Source organism: Diaphorobacter sp. LR2014-1 (genome assembly GCF_002916785.1).
In the GTDB taxonomy this organism is placed as follows: domain Bacteria; phylum Pseudomonadota; class Gammaproteobacteria; order Burkholderiales; family Burkholderiaceae_C; genus Diaphorobacter; species Diaphorobacter nitroreducens.
The window spans coordinates 31,428-51,316 of record NZ_MTBE01000031.1 but is presented as its reverse complement, the minus strand read 5'-3'; the positions used below and the strand labels follow the sequence as shown (position 1 = coordinate 51,316).

The following is a 19,889-nucleotide window of genomic DNA, read 5'->3' as shown; positions in this document are numbered from 1 at the left end:
GGTGGACGGCCGTGGTGTCCATCGTGCTCCAGCCGCCGCGCACCGAAGAACGCCTGCGCAAGAACCCCCTGGGCATCTACGTCAACGGCTTGTCGTGGAGCCGCGAGCTGGATTCTTCCGAAGGAGCCAAACCATGAATGCACTTTTCCGTAAATCCGCCTTGCCGGTGATCCTGCTGGCTTCGACTGTCTTGTTCACGGGCTGCGCCACGCAAGGCAAGCCGCCGCCGACCATCTCGCTCGATGAGCCGGTGCAGGCCCAGCCGCTGCCCGAACCGCCCGCGCCGGTGGAGGTGGTGGCCGTGCCCGAGGTGCTGCCGATGCCGGCGCAGTTGATGCCGGTGCCCGAGGCCGAAGACGCCAAACCTACGCCGGAACCGGCCGACGAGAAGGTGCGTGTCTCGCGCGCCAACGCCGAGGCCCGCGTCGCGCCCACGCGCGAGGGCTACGTCAACGCGATTCAGGTGTGGCCCTTCACCGATGGCGCGCTCTATCAGGTCTATGCGGCCGTGGGCCGCGTGACCGTGATTTCGCTCCAGCCGGGCGAGGAACTGGTGACGGTGGCCGCCGGCGATACCGTGCGCTGGATCGTGGGCGACACGTCCAGCGGCAGCGGCGCCGACCTGCGCGTGAACGTGCTGGTCAAGCCGATCCGCTCGGGACTCAAGACCAATCTCGTCATCACGACCAGCCGCCGCACCTATCTGCTGGAGCTGACCTCGACGGAAAAGACGTGGATGGCATCGGTATCTTGGGAGTACCCGCGCGACCGGATGCTGGCCTTGCAACGCCAGGCGCAGGCGGCCAGCGCCGCAGCGCCGGTCGATAGCGGGCTGTCGCTGGAGAACCTGCGTTTCCGCTACGCGATCAGCGGCAGCAATCCGCCTTGGAAGCCGCTGCGCGCCTTCGATGACGGCGAGAAGGTTTATATCCAGTTCCCGGCGGGCATCGCACAAGGTGAGCTGCCGCCGCTGTTCGTCATCGGCACGCAGGGCGACGGACAACTGGTGAACTACCGCTTCCGCTCGCCGTATTACATCGTCGATCGCCTGTTCGGTGCCGCCGAGCTGCGCCTAGGCGCTGACAAGGGCGACGTGGTGCGGATCGAGCGCACGGACGGCGTTACACGGAGGAACTGACCATGAGCCAGGACGACACTCCCGACCTTGCCACGCCGCATCCGGGCAAGGTCGCGCCCGAAGCGGTGGCGCTGCGCGCCCAGCCGCGCCCGGTCACGCGCCTGAATCGGCGCACGCTGGCCATCCTCGTCGGTGGCCTGTCGGTCGTCGTGCTCGGCGCCACGATCTGGTCGCTGCAACCGCAGCGGCGTGGCGCCAATGAGCAGACCGAGCTTTACAACGTCGATCGCGTGTCGAAGTCCGAAGGGCTGGACGCGCTGCCAACCGATTACTCGAAGCTGCCGGCCTTGCCGCCCGATGTGCCCGAGCTGGGGCCGCCGCTGCCGGGCGATCTTGGCCCGGCAATCGTGAACTCGCAGCAGCCGGTGACGCCGGCCTATGCGCCACCGGGGCATGATCCTGCGGATGCCTTGCGCAAGGAAGCTGATGCGGCGGCGGCTTCGTCGGTGTTCTTCCGCTCGGGCGGCCAAGGCCAAGCTGCCGCCACGGTGGCGCAGGCGGCGCCGGGTGCGCCTGGTGGTGCAAGCGCGCTCGCGGCTTTCGATCCACTCGGCGCTGGGCCGGCCTCGACCGCGGCCCAGCCTGCCGACCCGACTGCGGTGCAGAACCGGCAAGACCAGAAAGAGGCGTTCCTGAAAGGCGGCTCTACGGAAACCCGCAATTCCGGCAACCTGGCGCTGCCGGCATCGCCTTATCAGGTGATGGCGGGCACGGTGATCGCCGGCGCGCTGGTGACAGGTATCAAGTCGGACTTGCCCGGCGACGTGATCGCCACGGTGACGGAGCCGGTCTTTGACACGGCCACGGGCAAGTTCCTGCTGATCCCGCAGGGATCGCGCATCCTCGGGCGTTACAACAGCCAGGTCAGCTACGGGCAGAGCCGCGTGCAGGTCGTGTGGAACCGGGTCATCCTGCCCGACACGTCATCGCTGACGCTCGACAACCTCGTGGGCACCGACCCGGCCGGCTACGCCGGCCTGGAAGACGACGTGGACTGGCATTGGAATCGCATCGTCGCGGGCGCGGTGCTGACGACGCTGCTAGGCGTGGGCGCCGAGCTTGCCGCGCCGGAGAACCGCCAGGACGGCAACCGCATCGTCATCGCCGGGCGCGACAGCGCACAGGACAGCATCAATCAAGTCGGCCAGGAGATCACCCGGCGCAACATGAACATCCAGCCCATGCTGACCAGCCGGCCCGGCCTGCCGGTGCGGATCATCGTCAACCGGGATCTTGTGCTGCGGCCGTACCAGCCGCTGTTCTTCAATCGGGGAGCTTCGCAATGAGCACGACCAAGAAGCTGCGGCTCGGGCCGCTGCCCAAGACCGAAAGCGTCAAACTGACCTTTGCCTGCCCGGCCAGCTTGAAAGCCGACCTCGACCGCTACGCTGCGCTGCACGCGCAGGCGTATGGCGAGGCGGTCGATGCAGAGAAGTTGATCCCGCACATGCTGGAGGCGTTTATGGCGGGGGATCGGGGATTCAAGCGCACACAGCCCAAGAACGGAAAAGCCGCCCCTGCGTGAACAGGGGCGGCTCTGGATTGGTGCCCGAGGCCGGAATCGAACCGGCACGCCTTTCGGCGAGGGATTTTCTTACCACTTCGACTTTCGCCGCCGCCCTGCTCAAACGCAGGGCGTTCGTGGTCTGGAGCACGCCTTCACCATAGCCTTGCGGCCGTAGGTGCCCGCCGTCTGCTCTCTACACCTTCCCAAGCTGTAGCTTGGGCTTGGCTCGGCGTTGGCTCGGATGCAAAAGCATCCAGGGCGTTCGCCGACTTTGACGGGCTTCACTTCGGGCGTTTCCCCCCGAAGGCTCAAATTGTTCAAGTCCCTTGTGTCTACCGATTTCACCACTCGGGCGTAGTGCTCAACGCACTGAAAACACCTACCTCCATCTACTGGCGCCTAGCTGGCCCCTGGCCGTCAAGCCTAGCTGCAAAGCTACAGCTCGGATGCCCGCAAACCGTTGTCACTATTGACCTTCTGGCTCGGTAGTTCTAGCAGAAAGGACTTGACAAAACAGATTTTAAGTCCGCAGTGTCTACCAATTTCACCATCGGGGCGCCGGTCGGTATGCAAGCCATGAAGACAGAGTAGCGGGGCCGGCATTGTTGCGCAACACCACAGACGAACCGACTTCTTGCACCAGCACTTCGACCAATAAAAAAGGGAAGCCGTAGCTTCCCTTTCAAATTTTGGAGCGGGAAATCGGTCTCGAACCGACGACCTCAACCTTGGCAAGGTTGCGCTCTACCAACTGAGCTATTCCCGCATTTTTCCGCCACCAACTGGCACCGGAAAGATTTTAATTGTAGCATCAATTTTCCACCATTAGGCTTCCAATTGACCCTTTGAAGAAGCTTGCGCCTCCTCTACATACCACCATCTGGAGGCGCGGCCCGGAGTCGAACCGGGCTAAACGGATTTGCAATCCGGTGCATAACCGCTTTGCTACCGCGCCAAGTCTTGCGCCTTGATGAAAAGCGGAAGCATTGCCTCCTCTTTTCCTGGATATGGAGCGGGAAATCGGTCTCGAACCGACGACCTCAACCTTGGCAAGGTTGCGCTCTACCAACTGAGCTATTCCCGCATTTACCTAAGCCTCACACTGTAGCATGTTTAGCGTCGATAAGTGAAATTATAGAGTACTTTTCGCGTGCTCCAAGAATAGTGCAAAGTTTTTTCCATCAATGTTTCACGGAGCCCCGTGACACATCGGCGGATGCAGGCACAGCAACGGTTTGGGCACCGTCGTCCTCTGCCAATGCAACAGGCTTGCGCTCGAGTGCTATCTCCAGCACCTTGTCGATCCACTTCACGGCAATGATCTCCAGACCACTCTTGACGTTGTCTGGAATTTCCTGGAGGTCTTTTACGTTTTCTTCAGGAATCAACACCGTCTTGATCCCTCCCCGCAATGCCGCCAAAAGTTTCTCCTTGAGCCCACCAATTGCTGTGACCTCTCCGCGCAATGTGATCTCCCCCGTCATCGCAACATCTGCGCGGACCGGTATTCCGGTCAGCGCAGAAACGATCGCCGTCGTCATCGCAATGCCGGCGCTAGGACCGTCTTTAGGGGTCGCACCATCGGGCACGTGGATATGAAGATCTCGCTTCTCGAACGCCTCATCGCGAATACCAAGTAAGCGCGCACGGCTACGTACTACTGTGCGGGCCGCTTCGACCGACTCCTTCATGACATCGCCCAGCGATCCTGTGCGAAGGATGTTGCCTTTGCCGGGCATGGTCGCGACCTCGATCGTGAGCAGATCCCCGCCGACTTCGGTCCATGCCAGGCCAACCACTTGTCCCACTTGGTTCTGCTGTTCCGCGCGACCGTAGGTGTACTTGCGCACTCCCAAGTATTCAGGCAAGTTGTCCGCCGACACCTCCACGGGAGCCGTCAGCTTCTTGAGCTGGATTGCCTTGACCACTTTTCGGCAGATTTTGGAGAGTTCGCGCTCTAGGGAGCGGACGCCCGCTTCACGCGTGTAGTAGCGCACGATGTCCCGTACGGCGGATTCCATGACCTGCAACTCGGCGTCTTTCACGCCATTGTTTTGCATCTGCTTGGGGAGCAAATACTTGATGGCAATGTTGGTTTTTTCGTCCTCGGTATATCCGGAAAGACGTATCACCTCCATGCGATCAAGTAGCGCCGGCGGTATGTTCATCGAATTCGAAGTCGCGACAAACATGACATCGGAAAGGTCGAAGTCGACCTCCACATAGTGGTCGCCGAACTTATGGTTCTGCTCAGGATCGAGGACTTCCAATAACGCGCTCGAGGGGTCACCTCGAAAGTCCATGCCTAGTTTGTCAATTTCATCGAGCAGGAACAACGGATTGCGCGCCCCCACCTTGCCCAGACTCTGCAACACCTTGCCTGGCATCGCCCCAATGTAGGTACGACGGTGACCCCGGATCTCTGCTTCGTCACGCATCCCCCCCAGCGCCATACGCACGTACTTGCGCCCCGTTGCCTTTGCAATGGACTGCCCGAGCGAAGTCTTGCCCACACCCGGTGGGCCGACCAAGCACAGGATGGGCGCCTTCACCTTGTCCACCCGCTGCTGCACGGCGAGATATTCCAGGATTCGGTCTTTCACCTTTTCCAGGCCATAGTGGTCCTCGTTTAACACAGCCTCTGCATGGGCAAGATCGTGCTTGACCTTGGACTTCTTGCTCCAGGGCAGTCCCGTGAGCACATCAATGTAGTTGCGAACCACAGTGGCTTCGGCAGACATAGGAGACATGAGCTTGAGCTTTTTCAGCTCGCCTTCCGCCTTCTTGCGCGCTTCGACCGGCATGCGCGCGGCCTTGATCTTTTTCTCGATCTCCTCAAGATCCGCGCCTTCTTCGCCTTCGCCCAGTTCTTTCTGGATCGCCTTGACCTGTTCGTTGAGATAGAAGTCCCGCTGGTTTTTCTCCATCTGGCGCTTCACGCGACCGCGAATGCGCTTATCCACATTGAGGATATCCACTTCGCGGTCCAACTGCTCGAACAGATTCTCCAGACGCTGCTTGACGCCTGCCAAGTCGAGAACAACCTGCTTGTTCTCCAGCTTGAGCGGCAAGTGCGCGGCAATGGTGTCAGCCAGCCGCCCCGGATCGTCGATGGCCGAAATGGAAGTCAGAATCTCAGGGGGAATCTTCTTGTTCAGTTTGACGTACTGATCAAACTGCTGCATTACCGCCCGGCGTAGCGCTTCAATTTCACTCGAAGCGGCGTCCTCAGCGGATGCCTGCATGGGCTCAACCGTCGCCGTGAAGTGAACGTCCGATTCATGCACCATGCGAACGTGGGCGCGCTGCTGCCCCTCCACCAGCACCTTCACCGTGCCATCGGGAAGCTTCAGCATCTGCAGGATGGTGGATATGCAACCGACTTCGAACATATCCGAAACCTGCGGTTCATCCTTGGCGGCTGCTTTTTGCGCAACCAGCATGATTCGTCGATCGGCATCCATGGCGGCTTCCAGCGCCTTGATGCTCTTGGGACGCCCCACAAACAGCGGAATCACCATGTGAGGAAAGACCACCACATCGCGCAAAGGCAACAGTGGTAGATCCAGGGGCGTATCGGGCAGGGGTGTGTGTCCGGACATGGGGCAATCCTCTAGTAGTTCCATGGAATATGGTCCATGGACCACATTTTTCAACCCGGCAGCATCTGCACCCAGGTGTTAGCAACATGGCTCGCCGGGGCGCATCACTAACGCGCGCGACTCCCGGCGACACACGGCTTTCAGGCGGTCTTGGCGGCCTCGCGATAAACCAGCAAAGGGGCCTTGTTCTCTTCGATGGTGGCCTCGTCCACCACCACCTTTTCCACGTTGGAGACGTTGGGCAAGTCAAACATGGTGCCAATCAACGCTTGCTCAAGAATGGAGCGCAAGCCGCGGGCACCCGTCTTGCGTGCGATGGCTTTTCGCGCGATGGACTTCAACGCAGCGGGACGAATTTCCAGCTCAACGCCTTCCATCGCCAGCAACTTGCTGTACTGCTTGACCAAGGCGTTTTTGGGCTCGGTGAGGATTTGCACCAGCGCGTCCTCGCTCAGTTCGGCCAGGGCTGTGACCACGGGCATGCGACCCACCAACTCTGGAATCAGGCCGAATTTGATGAGGTCCTCAGGCTCGATATCCTGAAACACCTCGGTCAAAGAACGCTGCTTTTTGCTACGCACTGCCGCGCCAAAGCCAATACCGGAAGCTTCAGTACGGTTCTCAATGACCTTTTCCAGCCCAGCAAACGCACCACCACAAATGAACAGAATGTTGGTGGTATCGATCTGCAGAAAATCCTGATTGGGATGCTTGCGTCCACCTTGTGGAGGCACGCTCGCCATGGTCCCCTCGATGAGCTTGAGCAGCGCTTGCTGCACACCTTCACCTGAGACATCCCGCGTAATACTGGGGTTGTCGGATTTGCGCGAAATTTTGTCGATTTCGTCGATGTAGACAATGCCCCGCTGGGCACGTTCCACATCGTAGTTGCAGCTTTGCAGGAGTTTCTGGACGATGTTCTCCACGTCCTCTCCAACATAGCCGGCTTCCGTCAGCGTGGTGGCGTCAGCCATCACGAAAGGCACATCGAGCTGCCGCGCCAAGGTCTGCGCCAGCAACGTCTTGCCCGACCCCGTAGGGCCGATCAACAGGATGTTGCTCTTGGACAGTTCCACCTCGTCCTTACCGGCCTTGTCCTTGTGGCGCAGACGCTTGTAATGGTTGTACACGGCGACGGCCAGTGTACGTTTGGCCTTTTCCTGGCCAATCACGTAATGATCGAGGTTGGTCTTGATTTCCGCAGGCGTAGGCAGATCTCCGCGGCCTTCGCGTCCGGCATCGCCGGTGGGCAGCTCATCACGGATGATCTCGTTGCACAGGTCAATGCACTCGTCGCAGATAAAGACCGACGGACCGGCGATCAGCTTCTTTACTTCATGCTGGCTTTTACCGCAAAAAGAGCAGTAAAGGGTTTTTTCGCTGGAGGAGCCTTTTTTCTCGGCCATGGGGGCAATGCCTTATGACTGGGGATGTTGTCAAGATGATAACGAAATAAAAACGGCGTTTCCCACAGGGGGAAACGCCGCGCGCGCCGGCCAAAACTCAGGGGCGCTTGGCAATGACCTGGTCCACGATGCCGTAATCCTTGGCTTCGTCCGCGGTCATGAAATAGTCCCGCTCGGTATCCGCCTTCACCTTCTCGATGGGCTGTCCCGTGCGCTCCGCCAGGATGCGGTTCATCTGATCCTTGGTACGCAGAATGTCGCGGGCGTGGATCTCGATATCCGTCGCCTGTCCGCGGGCACCGCCCAGCACCTGGTGGATCATGATTTTGGAGTTGGGCAGCGAATACCGCTTGCCCTTGGCCCCTGCAGCCAGCAGGAAAGCCCCCATGCTCGCCGCAAAGCCGCAGCACAGCGTGGACACATCCGGCTTGATGAACTGCATGGTGTCATAGATGGCCATGCCCGCCGTCACGCTGCCCCCCGGGGAGTTGATGTAGAACGAAATATCCTTGTCCGGGTTCTCGCTCTCAAGGAACAGCAGCTGCGCAACCACCAGGTTGGCAGTCTGGTCATTGACCTCACCCACCAGGAAGATCACGCGCTCCTTCAACAGGCGCGAATAAATGTCGTAGGACCGCTCGCCGCGGCCGGACTGCTCAATGACCATGGGGATCATGCCCAGGGCTTGCGTTTCCAATGCGCTCATACGTTTCTCCAGTCAGGCGGATACTGTACCCAGAAATGAATTGGGGCTTGTGCCGCAAAGCACAAGCCCCGCCGGGTTTCGTCCTCACCCCTGGGTCAAAGCCCGGGGCAAGGGCCAGCTACTCAGGCCTGGCCCATCAGTTCATCGAAGGATACGGCCTTGTCGTTCACCTTGGCCTGGCCCAGCACGAAGTCGGTCACATTGTTCTCGATGACCACGGCTTCCACCTCAGCCAGGCGATTGCGGTCGCTGAAGTACCAGCGCACCACGTCCTCAGGCTTCTCGTAGCTGGCAGCCAGCTCGTCCACGTGGGCCTTCAGCTGCTCTGGCTTGGCCTGCAGGTTATTGGCACGCACGAGTTCAGCGACCACCAGGCCCAGGCGCACGCGGCGCTCGGCCTGAGGGCGGAACACGTCCTCGGGGATTTCGGCCTTGTCGGCGTCCTTGATGCCGCGCTGCTTGAGGTCAGCGCGTGCAGCTTCCAGCAGGCGGGCAATTTCAGCCTGCACGCTGGCTTTGGGCAGATCCAGTTCCGCTTTGGACACCAGAGCGTCCATCACGGCTTGCTTGTTGCGGGCCAGCAGGCGGAATTTGACTTCGCGCTCCAGGTTCTTCTTGATGTCGGCGCGCAAGCCTTCCACCGTGCCGTCGGCAATGCCGAGCGACTTGGCCAGTTGCTCATTCACCTCGGGCAGGTGGGCCGCTTCGATCTTCTTGACGGTCACCATGAAGTCAGCCGTCTTGCCAGCCACGTCCTTGCCGTGGTAGTCCTCGGGGAAGGCCAGGGGGAAGGTCTTGCTCTCGCCCGACTTCATGCCGCGCACTGCGTCTTCGAATTCCTTGAGCATCTGGCCCTCGCCCACCAGGAACTGGAAGTCCTCGGCCTTGCCGCCCTGGAAGGGCTCGCCGTCGATCTTGCCCTCGAAATCCACCGTCACGCGATCGCCGTCTTCTGCAGCAGCGGCCAGGGCACGCTGTGCAAAGGTACGGCGCTGCTTGCGCAGGATGTCCAAGGTCTTGTCGATGGCGCTGTCGGTCACTTCGGCGGAGAGCTTCTCGACTTCCGCGGTGGACAGATCGCCGATCTTGACCTCGGGGAACACCTCGAACACGGCCTCGAAAGTCACTTCGCCTTCAGGCGCGCCGTCCTTCTCCGTGATGCGCGGCTGGCCTGCCACGCGCAGGTTGGCTTCATTGGCGGCCTGTGCAAACGCCTCGCCCACCTTGTCGTTCAGCACTTCGTATTGCACCGAATAGCCGTAACGCTGAGCCACTACGCTCATAGGGACCTTGCCGGGACGGAAACCATCCATCTTCACCGTACGGGCCAGGCGCTTGAGGCGCGCGTCCACTTCGGTCTGGATCGTGGTCAGGGGCAAGCTCAGCGTGATCTTGCGCTCAAGCTTTTCAAGGGTTTCAACAGTTACGGCCATGGTTGTTCCTAGTGTCTGGATGCGGACCGTGCCGACTTGCAGTGCAAGCCTGCACCACGTTCCGCCAAAGTCTCACGTTGGTGCGCGGGGGGGGACTCGAACCCCCACACCATTGCTGGCGTCAGGACCTAAACCTGGTGCGTCTACCAATTTCGCCACCCGCGCAGTTCTGAAAGCCACCCGGATGGCAGGCACAGCAGGCCACCCCGGTGAAATAGGTCAAACGGCAGATTTTACCCTGTTGCGGCCCGCCTTTAAATGGAATCGTTTATCGGCGCTCCGGGATCGGGCCGCCGCACACGAAACCACGCTGCGTACATCGCGGGCAGTGCCAGCAGCGTGAGCACCGTGGCCACGACCAGTCCACCCATGATGGCCACGGCCATAGGCCCCCAGAACACGCTGCGCGACAGCGGGATCATGGCGAGCACCGCCGCCGCCGCCGTCAGCACGATGGGCCGCAGGCGCCACACGGCCGCCGCCACGATCGCGTCCCACGCGGGCACGCCGGCCGCACGGTTGAGCTCGATCTGGTCGATCAGGATCACCGAATTGCGCTGGATCATGCCCATGAGAGCGATAACCCCCAACAGCGCCACAAAGCCGAAGGGCCGGTTCAGTAGCAGCAGCGCCGCCGCCACTCCCGCAATCCCCAACGGGCCGGTGAGGAACACCAGCACGGAGCGGCTGAAGCTGTGCAGCTGCAGCATCAGCAGCGTGAACACGATGAACAGCATGACGGGCACGCCCGCCACGATGGAGGCCGAGCCCTTGCTGCTCTCTTCCACCGCACCCGCGACCTCGATGCGCACGCCGTTCTCACCGGCCTCCTGCCAGCGGGCCTCCAGCGCGCGCAACTCGGGCAGCAGTTGCGCCGTGACGGTGGCGCCCTGCAGCCCCTCCACCAGGTCGCCCTGTACGGTGATGGCGTAGTTGCGGTTCCAGCGCTACATCACCCCCGGCTCCCAGGTGAACACGGGCCTGGCGATCTGCGTGAGCGGAATGGAGCGGCCCGAAGCCGTGGGCAGGTAGGCGTTGCCGATGTCGGAGATCGCCTCGCGCTCGTCCTGCGCCTGGCGCAGCACGATCTCGATGAGCTTGTCTCCCTCGCGGTACTGCCCCACCGTGGAGCCGCTGAACATGATGCGCGAAGCCTGGGCGATGGACTGGCTGGTCACTCCCAGCGCGCGCGCCTTGTCCTGGTCCACCTCCAGGCGAACCACCTTGACCGACTCGTTCCAGTTGTCGTTCACGCCGATCAGGTTGGCGTTGCCGCGCATCAGCGCCTTCACCTCGTCGGCGCGCTCGCGCAGCACGGCCGGGTCGCTGCCCACCACGCGGAACTGCACCGGGTAGGGCACGGGCGGGCCGTTGGGCAGCAGCTTCACGCGGCCGCGTGCCTCGGGGACCTCCTCGGCCAACAACCGGGGCAGGCGCAGGCGCAGCGACTCGCGCTCGGGCAGGCTCTTGGCCAGCACGATGAACTGCGATACGTTGGGCTGGGGGAACACCTGGTCCAGCGGCAGGTAAAAACGCGGGGTGCCCGAACCCACCCACGCGGCCACGCTGGCCACGCCTTCCTGCTCCATCAGCCGCTGCTCTACACGGCGCACCACGGCCTCGTTGGCTGCGAAGGAGGTGCCCTCGGGGAACCACAGGTCCACCATGATTTCCGGCCGGCTGGAGTCGGGGAAGAACTGCTGCTGCACGCGCCCCATGCCCACCAGCCCCAGCGCAAAGATGCCGATGGTGGCGCCGATGGTGATCCACCGGTGCGCCACGCACCAGTCCACCATGTGCCGGAAGCGGTGGTAGAACGGCGTGTCGAACACCTCGGGCGGCGGCGCATCGGGCGCATGCGGCTTCACCTTCAGCAGCAGCGTGCCCAGGTAGGGCACGAAATAGACCGACACGATCCACGACAGCACCAGCGAAATCACCGTCACCGCGAAGATCGCGAAGGTGTATTCGCCCGTGACCGACTTGGCGATGCCGATGGGCAAGAAACCCGCGGCCGTGATGAGCGTGCCGGTGAGCATGGGCTTGGCCGTCACGTCATACGCAAACGTGGCCGCGCGCACCTTGTCGTAGCCCTCCTCCATCTTGCGCACCATCATCTCCACGGCAATGATGGCGTCGTCCACCAGCAGGCCCAGCGCGATGATGAGGGACCCCAGCGACACCTTGTGCAGCCCTATTCCCAAATAGTGCATGGCCAGGAAGGTTACGGCCAGCACCAGCGGGATGGTGATCGCCACCACCAGGCCCGGCCGGTAGTCCACGTGCCAGCCAAAACGCCCGCCCTTGTGCAGCCCCAGCGAAATGAAGCTCACGGCCAGCACGATCACCACGGCCTCGATCAGCACCTTGATGAACTCGCCCACCGAATCGGCCACGGCCGCTGGCTGATCCTGCACCTGGTGCAATTGCACGCCGGCCGGCAGCCGCGCCTGGATGTCGGCCGCTGCAGCGCGCAGCGCCTTGCCCAGCCGGATGATGTCGCCACCCTTGGCCATGGAGATGCCCAGGCCGATGACTTCGTGCCCCTGGAAGCGCACCTTCACCCCCGGCGGATCGACATAGCCCCTTCGCACCTCGGCGATGTCGCCCAGGCGCAGCTGGGCTCCAGAGCCGCCGCGGATCGGCATGTCGCGCAGCTGCTCCACGCTGGTGAACTGCCCGCCCACGCGCACCTGCACCACGTCCTGCGGCGACTGGATCGCGCCCGCGCTCTCCACCGCATTCTGCGCACCCAGCTGCTGCAACACCGCGTTGAAGTCCAGCCCCAGCTGCGCCAGACGCTTTTGCGAGACCTCGACCCAGACGCGCTCGTCCTGCACGCCGAACTGCTCGACCTTGGCCACGTCCCTCACGCGCAGCAGCTGCTGGCGCACGTCGTCGGCGAAGTCCTTCAGCTCGGCATAGCTGAAGCCCTCACCCTGCAGGGCGTAGATCACGCCGTACACGTCGCCGAACTCGTCGTTGAAGAACGGCCCCTGGATATTGCCCGGCAACTGGTAGCGCATGTCACCCACCTTTTTGCGCACCTGGTACCAGATGTTGGCCACCTCCGCCGGCTTGGACGAATCCTTGAGCTCGAAGATGATCTGCGACTCGCCCGGCTTGCTGTAGCTGCGGATCTTGTCGGCGTAGGGCACCTCCTGCAGGGTGCGCTCGATCTTGTCCGTCACCTGCTCGGCCACCTGCTGCGCCGTGGCGCCGGGCCAGTAGGTGCGCACCACCATGGCGCGGAAGGTGAAGGGCGGGTCCTCGTCCTGCCCCAGCTGAAAGTACGCGGCGATGCCCAGCACCATCAGCACCACCATCAGGTAGCGCGTGAGCGCGGCATGTTCCAGCGCCCAGCGCGACAGGTTAAAGCCCTGCTTGGGCTGCGTCTGCTGCATGGGGCGGCTCCTCAGCGAGCGGCAGCGGAGGCCGCTGGCGCTTCATTATTAATAGCTGGTAGCGCTTGTCCTTCGGGCGTTGGAGCCGTTTTTGGCTTGTACACCGTCACCACCTGTCCCGGGGCCAGCACATGCACGCCCGTGGCCACCACCTGCATGCCGGGGGTGAGGCCGGCGGCGATCACGGCCTCGTTGCCGTCGGCCGTGGCGATCTGCACCGGCTGCAGGCGCACGGTGCCGGTGGCGCTGCCGTCCTGGGCCTCATAGACCCACACCACCGTCTGGCCGCCCTCCTGGCGCAGGGCGCTGGTGGGCAGCTTGATCGCCGGCACGCCGCCCCGCGCCAGCACCTGCGGCGCCACATACACGGTGGAGCCCAGCGGCGGCACGTCCGCGCCCTCCACCGCCACTTTCACGAGGAAGGTGCGCGTCACCGGATCGGCGCTGGCCGCCACCTCGCGCACCCGGCCCTGCAGCAGCGCGTCGCCCGACCAGGCGCGCACCTGCACGGCCTGCCCTACGCGCAACTGGCCCACCTTGTCCTCCGGCACCGAGAACACCGCGTCGCGCGGGCCGTCGCGAGCAATGCGCACCACCGGCGTGCCCGCAGACACCACCTGGCCGGGCTCGGCGTCAACCGACGTCACCACCCCCGGCGCATCCGCCACCAGGCGTGTGTACTCGGTCTGGTTGCCCTGGGAAGCGAGCTGCGCGCGCGCCTGGTCCAGCGAAGCCTGCGCGGCCTTCAGCTGAGCCTGGCGGCGGTCCAGCTCCGCCCCGCTGATGAAGTTCTGCGCGCGCAGCTTGGAAAAGCGCTCGAAATCCGCCGCGGCCAAATCACGCTGCGTGGTGGCGGACGCCACCAGGGCGCGCGCGGCCTGCGCAGCCAGCTCATAGTCGCGCGGATCCAGCTGCGCCAACACCTGGCCGGCCTGCACGCGCTGGCCCAGCTCGGCCTGGCGCTGCACGATCTTGCCGGCCACGCGAAAACCCAGGCGCGATTCCACGCGCGCGCGCACTTCGCCCGCGTATTCCAGGTGCATCTGCAGGGGCGCCACGCCGACGGTGAGCAGTTTCACCGCGCGCACCGGCTCTGGCGCCGGCTCGCGGCGCGAACATCCCGCCAGCGCCAAGGCAGCCACGGCCAGCACCAGTGCAGCACCCGCCACGCCGCCACGCGGCGGCCACAAAAAAACCCCGCGGCGGGGTTGCAATGAAGACGGGCCCGGCAGGCCCGCGGCGCGCTGTGCGACAGGGTGGGTCATGGAAACATCCGGCATCCAAATTACTGACTGACTGGTTAGTAATCTATGAGAGGCCGGTCGCTCTTGTCAAGCACGACAATGGCCGCGTGAAGCATCCCGAGTCCCCCGCCCCCCTGCGCGATCCGCGCACCGCGCCCGCCGAGGCGCCGCCGGTCACGCACTACGAGAACTTTCCCGTGGCTTCGCTGCTGTGCCCGCCACGGCTGCGCCCGCCGATCGCCGCGATCTACGCGTTTGCGCGCACGGCCGACGACATTGCCGACGAGGGCACGGCCACCGCCGCCGAGCGCCTGGCCGACCTGCGTGCCTACCGCGCCGAGCTTCAATCCGTGGCGGCCGGGCACTCCCCCCAGACGCGCTGGGCCGCCGTGTTTGGGCCGCTGCAGGCGGTGTTGCGCAGCCACCAGCTGCCCGTGCCGCTGCTGGACGACCTGCTGGACGCCTTCATGCAGGACGTCACCCTGACCGAGGCCGGCGCCACCTACCCCGACCGCGCCGCGCTGCTGGACTACTGCCGCCGCTCGGCCAATCCCGTGGGGCGTCTGCTGCTGCACCTGTACGGCGTGCACGGGCAGGACGCACTGCGCGAGAGCGACGCCATCTGCAGCTCGCTGCAGCTCATCAACTTCTGGCAGGACCTGAGCGTGGATCTGCCCCGCGGGCGCCATTACCTCACCGATGCCGACTGCGCCGCCCATGGCGTGGCGCGCGCGGACCTCGCGGCGCAGCGCCGCTCCGCCGCCAGCGACCGGCTGGTGCTGGACTGCGCCGCCTGGGCGCGCACTCTCATGCTCCAGGGCAGCCCCCTGGTACACCGGCTGCCCGGCCGTGTGGGGTGGGAGCTGCGCCTGGTCGTGCAGGGCGGTCTGCGCATTCTGGACAAGGTGCAGGCGCTGGATGGCGCCAGCCTGCTCACGCGGCCGCGGCTGGGCACGCTCGACTGGCCCCGCATGCTGGCGCGCGCCGCGCGCATGTAAGGGCCGCCCCACCCGCTGCAGCAGCGCGAGCGCGCGGGGGTCAATGGACCCCCATCACCGCATCGCGCGGCGCGCGTGCAACCCTCAGGCCACCCAGCGCCCGGCCCATTCGGCCCGGGCCTGCGCATGGCGCAGGATCTGCGCCAGCGCCTGCGGCACTTCGGCCGCCGCACGGTTGTGCATGCGCCGCGTCGCGGCCTGGTAGCGCGGCAGGTCGGCCAGCAGGGCCTGCACGCCCGATGCGATGGACCGGAAGCTCGGCAACACCAGTCCCAGGCCCTGCTCACCCACCCATTCCGTGCAGTAACGCTCCTGCGGCATGGTCCACGCATTGCGCGTGACGATGGGCGGCAGCCCCATGTGCACCGCCTCGCTCAGGCTGCCGCTGCCCGGCTTGCCGATGAAGAAGTCCGCCAGCTGCATGACGCGCGCCATCTCGCGCGTGTATTCGAGCACCACGGTAGGCGCGTTGCGGCGCAGTGCCCGCAGAGCCTGCGCCAGGGCCGCGTTGCGCCCGCAGGCCAGGATCAGCGGGGTGTCCGTCAAGCGGCGGGCTATCGTCACCATCTCCCTGGAACCCTCGGAGCCAAACAGCACCAGCCCCACGGGGCGCTCGTCCAGCCCCAGCCGCGCCCGCTCGGCGGCACGATCCTGGTCCACCGGCGCATGGAACTGCGCACTCAGCACCATGCCCGAGGTTTCCCAGATGCGGTGGGGCGGAAAGTCCGCAGCGCGCGCCTGGTCCACGGCATAAGGCGAGCCACAGACCACGATCTGCTGGGTTTGCGGCTCCATCCAGAAGCTGGGCGGGCAATCGGCCAGATCGGTCATCACCGTGACGTAGGGCACGCCTGGCAGGGCCTGCTCCAGCGCGTCGGCCATGGCGCGGTTGAAGTTGGGCACCAGCGACACCACCATCGCCGGCCGGCGTGCCGCCCAGTGCCGGCGCAGCGACTGCATGAGCCGCTGGTGGCTCCAGCGGATCATGCCCTGCAGCAGGCGCAACTCGTGCGTCAGCCCCAGCGTCCAGCCCCGGGCCAGGCGCTTGTTGTAGACGTCTTCCGGCTCCATGCCCGTCCACTGGCGAAAGCGCGCGTTCGGGTCCAGCACCTCGAAGAGATTGGTGCGGCACACCTGCCACGGCAGCCCAGCGCGGGCGATGGCCGCTTCCAGCGCCAGCGCGGAGGTGCGGTGTCCGCCCCCGGCATTGAAATAGATCAGCTCGACCAACGGGGCAGCTTCAGGCGCCATGGACTTCAATCCGTAGTGACAGGAATGGGTTGCGGTAGTTGTGCGCCGCTCTTGCGCTGCACGGGCATGTGCTGCGCCCAGTGCAGGATCTCCAGGCGCCCATCGGCGTGCTCGGCCAGCGCGCTGAGGCTTTCCACCCAGTCGCCATCGTTGGCATACAGGATGCCGTCGATGTCTCGCAGCTCCGCATGGTGGATGTGCCCGCACACCACGCCGTGCAGGCCGCGCTTGCGCGCTTCGCGCGCCACCGCGTTCTCGAAGTCGCCCACGTAGCTCACGGCGCGCTTGACCTTGAGCTTGAGATATTTGGACAGCGACCAGTACGGCAGCCCCAGGCGCGCGCGCAGGGTGTTCAGGTGCCGGTTGAGCTTGAGCGTGAATTCATAGAGCGAGTCGCCCACATGGGCCAGCCACTTGGCGCACTGGATCACGCCATCGAACAGGTCGCCATGGATCACCCACAGCGCGCGGCCGTCGGCCGTCTCGTGCACCCAGTCCTCGGCGACGGCAACACCGCCGAAGTTGAGCTGCACATAACGGCGCGCAAACTCGTCGTGGTTGCCGGGGATGAAGATCACGCGCGTGCCCTTGCGGGCCTTGCGCAACAGCTTCTGCACCACGTCGTTGTGCGCCTGCGGCCAGTACCACTGGCGGCGCAGTTGCCAGCCGTCGATGATGTCACCCACCAGAAACAGCGTCTCGCACTCGGTGTGCTTGAGAAAGTCCAGCAACGCCTGCGCCTGGCAGCCGGGCGTGCCCAGGTGCAGGTCGGAGATCCAGAGCGTGCGGTAGCGCAGCGGGGGGCGCGCCGGGTCGCATGCATCATCCGCTGGGTCGTCCGGCGGCCGGGCCGCCGAGGATTTCCAGGCGTTCAGGAAGGCATCGTCGCGCATCATGAACAGGCATGGTGGGCCGGCGCCACGACAGCGGCATGACATTTCCACGTCTGGCCCGTGACGTTGCGGCGGCGCAGCGCTCCGGCCCTGCGCCGCGCATGTTTCCCCCGCGAGCCCCGCCCAGGGCCATGGGAGAATCACGCCCCCATGAGTCCTGAACAGTACGTCCAGCAAAAGGCCGCCGCCTCCGGCAGCAGCTTCTACTACGCTTTCCTCTTCCTGCCGCGCGAGCGGCGTACGGCCATCACGGCCTTCTACGCCTTTTGCCGCGAGGTGGACGACGTGGTGGACGAAGTCTCCGAAGCCAGCGTGGCCCAGGCCAAGCTGGCCTGGTGGCAGGGCGAGGTGGCCAAGGCCTTTGCCGGGCAACCCAGCCACCCGGTGATGCAGGCGCTGATGCCGCATGCGGCCGCCTACGGCATCGAACAGCGCCACCTGCTGGCCGTGATCGAGGGCTGCCAGATGGACCTGGAGCAGACGCGCTACCTGGACTTCGCGGGTCTGGCGCGCTACTGCCACCTGGTGGCCGGCGTGGTGGGCGAGGTGGCGGCGCGCATCTTCGGCCAGCAAGATGAGCGCACCACGCAGTACGCGCACAAGCTGGGCCTGGCGTTCCAGCTCACCAACATCATCCGCGACGTGGGCGAGGACGCCATGCGCGGGCGCATCTACCTGCCCATTTCCGAGCTGCAGCAGTTCGATGTGAAGGCGCACGAGATCACCAAGCGCGAGTACTCCGAGCGCTTCACCACGCTGATGCGCTTTCAGGCCGAGCGCGCGCACCTCTTCTACGACCAGGCGCTGGCGCTGCTGCCCGACGTGGATCGGCGCGCGCAGAAGCCCGGCCTGATGATGGCCAGCATCTACCGCACGCTGCTGCGCGAGATCGAGGCCGACAACTTCCAGGTACTGCACCAGCGCACCAGCCTCACGCCGCTGCGCAAGTTCTGGCTGGCCTGGAAGGTGCAGGCGCTGGGGATGATGTGAAGGTTGCCATCGTCGGCGCCGGCTGGGCCGGCATGGCCGCGGCCGTGCATGCGGTCCAGGCGGGCCACACGGTCAGCGTGTTCGAGGCCAGCCGCACCCTGGGCGGGCGCGCGCGCGCCGTGGCCGGCCAGCGCGCAGACGGCTCGCCCCTGGTGCTGGACAACGGCCAGCACATCCTCATCGGCGCCTATGCCGAATGCCTGCGCCTGATGCGCGCCGTGGGCGTCACGCCCGACTCCGCCCTGCTGCGCCTACCCCTGGCGCTGGTGTTCCCCGACGGCAGCGGCCTGGCCCTGCCCGATGCCCCGCCGCCCTGGGATGCGCTGGCCGGCATCGCCCGCGCACGCGGCTGGAGCCTGCGCGAGCGTGCGGCCCTGCTGGCGCGCGCCGCACGCTGGCGGCTGGCGGGGTTCCGGTGCGCACCGGGCACCAGCGTGGCGGACTTGTGCGCGGGCCTGCCACAGCGGCTGGTGGACGAGTTCATCGCGCCGCTGTGCGTGTCGGCGTTGAACACGCCCGTGCAAGATTCCTGCGGCCAGGTGTTCCTGCGCGTGCTGCACGACAGCCTGTTCGCCGGCCGGGGCGGCTCCCACCTGCTGCTGCCGCGCACCGACCTGGGCGCGCTGTTCCCCGAGCCCGCGGCGCACTGGCTGCAGCAGCGCGGCCACGCGGTGCACCGCGGCCAACGCGTGCAGGCACTCGCACGCGACGAGGCCGGCTGGCGCGTGGACGGCTGCGCGTTCGACGCCGTGCTGCTTGCCACCAGCAGCACCGAGTCCGCCCGCCTGGTGGCCGAAGCCGCCGTGCCCGCGCCCCAGCGTCCCGCCCTGCAGACCTGGGCCGCCGGTGCGCAGGCACTGCGCTTTGGCGCCATCGCCACCGTGTATGCCGAACTGCCAGGAGCGCGCACCCCGCTGCTGCCCCGTCCCATGCTGGCGCTGCGCGCGCGCGCGCAACGGCCTGCGCAGTTCGTCTTCGACCGCGCACTGCTGGGCGGCCCGGCCGGGCTGCTGGCGTTCGTGGTCAGCGCCTTCGAGGGCGAGCGCACCGCGCTGGAGCGCGAGGTGCTGGCCCAGGCGGCCGAGGACCTGGCCCTGCCCGGCCTGCGCGCGGTGCAGACGGTGGTGGAAAAGCGCGCCACCTTTGCCTGCACGCCCGCCCTGGCGCGCCCGCCGCGCGTGATTGCGCCCGGACTGCAGGCCTGCGGCGACTACGTGGCAGGGCCCTACCCCGCCACGCTGGAGGGCGCGGTACTGCACGGCGCGGCAGCCGCGCAGGATTTAGGCCAAAACAGCCTCTAGCGCTTATCCACCAAGC

The 19,889-nt window shown here is 65.1% G+C and carries 14 protein-coding genes, 4 tRNA genes and 1 pseudogene; 7 read left to right on the top strand and 12 right to left on the bottom strand.

The window, feature by feature from the left end; all coding sequences use genetic code 11:
- The 4 genes from BV908_RS17525 to BV908_RS17510 all read left to right on the top strand — a co-directional run.
- On the top strand, positions 1-137 hold a 137-nt coding region (locus tag BV908_RS17525; protein ID WP_043088347.1), incomplete at its 5' end, for a VirB8/TrbF family protein.
- Complete coding sequence (gene trbG / locus BV908_RS17520) at positions 134-1,138, top strand: P-type conjugative transfer protein TrbG (protein WP_103738769.1); 1,005 nt, start codon at positions 134-136, stop codon at positions 1,136-1,138. The genes BV908_RS17525 and trbG, both read left to right, overlap by 4 nt.
- Positions 1,139-1,140: 2 nt before the next feature.
- Positions 1,141-2,424 (top strand): TrbI/VirB10 family protein, encoded by a 1,284-nt coding sequence (locus tag BV908_RS17515; RefSeq protein ID WP_103738768.1) that lies wholly within the window; start codon positions 1,141-1,143, stop codon positions 2,422-2,424.
- The gene (locus BV908_RS17510; protein WP_036193229.1) at positions 2,421-2,663 is read left to right on the top strand and encodes a DUF2274 domain-containing protein; all 243 of its coding nucleotides are present in this window, start codon (positions 2,421-2,423) and stop codon (positions 2,661-2,663) included. Before BV908_RS17515 ends, BV908_RS17510 begins: the two co-directional genes overlap by 4 nt.
- 672 nt (positions 2,664-3,335) lie before the next feature.
- Here the strand turns inward: BV908_RS17510 and BV908_RS17505 are convergent.
- The 10 genes and pseudogenes from BV908_RS17505 to BV908_RS17460 form a co-directional block, all read right to left on the bottom strand.
- Positions 3,336-3,411: transfer RNA gene (locus BV908_RS17505), tRNA-Gly, on the bottom strand.
- A 115-nt stretch (positions 3,412-3,526) separates the two neighbouring features.
- A tRNA-Cys gene (locus tag BV908_RS17500) sits at positions 3,527-3,600 on the bottom strand.
- A gap of 53 nt (positions 3,601-3,653) precedes the next feature.
- Positions 3,654-3,729, bottom strand: a tRNA-Gly gene (locus tag BV908_RS17495).
- Between the two features lie 97 nt (positions 3,730-3,826).
- Positions 3,827-6,247, bottom strand: a complete 2,421-nt coding sequence (gene lon / locus BV908_RS17490; RefSeq protein ID WP_103738767.1) for an endopeptidase La — start codon at positions 6,245-6,247, stop codon at positions 3,827-3,829.
- Between the two features lie 140 nt (positions 6,248-6,387).
- Complete coding sequence (gene clpX / locus BV908_RS17485; RefSeq protein WP_011804642.1) at positions 6,388-7,653, bottom strand: ATP-dependent Clp protease ATP-binding subunit ClpX; 1,266 nt, start codon at positions 7,651-7,653, stop codon at positions 6,388-6,390.
- A gap of 97 nt (positions 7,654-7,750) precedes the next feature.
- Positions 7,751-8,359, bottom strand: coding sequence for an ATP-dependent Clp endopeptidase proteolytic subunit ClpP (gene clpP / locus BV908_RS17480; protein WP_015912823.1), 609 nt, complete (start codon positions 8,357-8,359; stop codon positions 7,751-7,753).
- A 122-nt stretch (positions 8,360-8,481) separates the two neighbouring features.
- Positions 8,482-9,792, bottom strand: a complete 1,311-nt coding sequence (gene tig, locus BV908_RS17475; RefSeq protein WP_047351258.1) for a trigger factor — start codon at positions 9,790-9,792, stop codon at positions 8,482-8,484.
- A 78-nt stretch (positions 9,793-9,870) separates the two neighbouring features.
- A tRNA-Leu gene (locus BV908_RS17470) sits at positions 9,871-9,957 on the bottom strand.
- Between the two features lie 89 nt (positions 9,958-10,046).
- Positions 10,047-13,196: pseudogene (locus BV908_RS17465) on the bottom strand (efflux RND transporter permease subunit).
- 11 nt (positions 13,197-13,207) lie between these two features.
- On the bottom strand, positions 13,208-14,461 hold the full coding sequence (locus tag BV908_RS17460) for an efflux RND transporter periplasmic adaptor subunit (RefSeq protein ID WP_103738766.1): 1,254 nt from the start codon (positions 14,459-14,461) through the stop codon (positions 13,208-13,210).
- Between the two features lie 86 nt (positions 14,462-14,547).
- Between BV908_RS17460 and hpnC the strand changes: the two genes are divergently transcribed.
- Positions 14,548-15,438 (top strand): squalene synthase HpnC, encoded by an 891-nt coding sequence (hpnC, locus tag BV908_RS17455; RefSeq protein WP_103738765.1) that lies wholly within the window; start codon positions 14,548-14,550, stop codon positions 15,436-15,438.
- 84 nt (positions 15,439-15,522) lie between these two features.
- Here hpnC and BV908_RS17450 read toward each other — a convergent pair whose 3' ends face one another.
- A complete protein-coding gene (locus tag BV908_RS17450; RefSeq protein ID WP_103738764.1) occupies positions 15,523-16,689 on the bottom strand; it encodes a glycosyltransferase in 1,167 nt (388 codons plus the stop codon).
- Between the two features lie 5 nt (positions 16,690-16,694).
- Positions 16,695-17,585 carry a UDP-2,3-diacylglucosamine diphosphatase gene (locus BV908_RS17445; protein ID WP_015912818.1) on the bottom strand — a complete coding sequence of 297 codons (891 nt, stop codon included), beginning with the start codon at positions 17,583-17,585 and terminating at the stop codon, positions 16,695-16,697.
- Between the two features lie 147 nt (positions 17,586-17,732).
- Here BV908_RS17445 and hpnD point away from each other — a divergent pair, with 147 nt between their 5' ends.
- Both hpnD and hpnE read left to right on the top strand, forming a co-directional pair.
- Positions 17,733-18,572, top strand: a complete 840-nt coding sequence (hpnD, locus tag BV908_RS17440; protein WP_011804634.1) for a presqualene diphosphate synthase HpnD — start codon at positions 17,733-17,735, stop codon at positions 18,570-18,572.
- A complete protein-coding gene (hpnE, locus tag BV908_RS17435) occupies positions 18,569-19,873 on the top strand; it encodes a hydroxysqualene dehydroxylase HpnE (protein WP_103738763.1) in 1,305 nt (434 codons plus the stop codon). Before hpnD ends, hpnE begins: the two co-directional genes overlap by 4 nt.
- Positions 19,874-19,889 lie beyond the last annotated feature (16 nt).

Bases quoted from the DNA above. Each gene is read 5' to 3' on its own strand.
- trbG (WP_103738769.1), top strand. From the start codon at position 134: ATGAATGCACTTTTCCGTAAATCCGCCTTGCCGGTGATCCTGCTGGCT.
- BV908_RS17515 (WP_103738768.1), top strand. From the start codon at position 1,141: ATGAGCCAGGACGACACTCCCGACCTTGCCACGCCGCATCCGGGCAAG.
- BV908_RS17510 (WP_036193229.1), top strand. From the start codon at position 2,421: ATGAGCACGACCAAGAAGCTGCGGCTCGGGCCGCTGCCCAAGACCGAA.
- lon (WP_103738767.1), bottom strand. From the start codon at position 6,247: ATGTCCGGACACACACCCCTGCCCGATACGCCCCTGGATCTACCACTG.
- clpX (WP_011804642.1), bottom strand. From the start codon at position 7,653: ATGGCCGAGAAAAAAGGCTCCTCCAGCGAAAAAACCCTTTACTGCTCT.
- clpP (WP_015912823.1), bottom strand. From the start codon at position 8,359: ATGAGCGCATTGGAAACGCAAGCCCTGGGCATGATCCCCATGGTCATT.
- tig (WP_047351258.1), bottom strand. From the start codon at position 9,792: ATGGCCGTAACTGTTGAAACCCTTGAAAAGCTTGAGCGCAAGATCACG.
- BV908_RS17460 (WP_103738766.1), bottom strand. From the start codon at position 14,461: ATGACCCACCCTGTCGCACAGCGCGCCGCGGGCCTGCCGGGCCCGTCT.
- BV908_RS17450 (WP_103738764.1), bottom strand. From the start codon at position 16,689: ATGGCGCCTGAAGCTGCCCCGTTGGTCGAGCTGATCTATTTCAATGCC.
- BV908_RS17445 (WP_015912818.1), bottom strand. From the start codon at position 17,585: ATGATGCGCGACGATGCCTTCCTGAACGCCTGGAAATCCTCGGCGGCC.
- hpnD (WP_011804634.1), top strand. From the start codon at position 17,733: ATGAGTCCTGAACAGTACGTCCAGCAAAAGGCCGCCGCCTCCGGCAGC.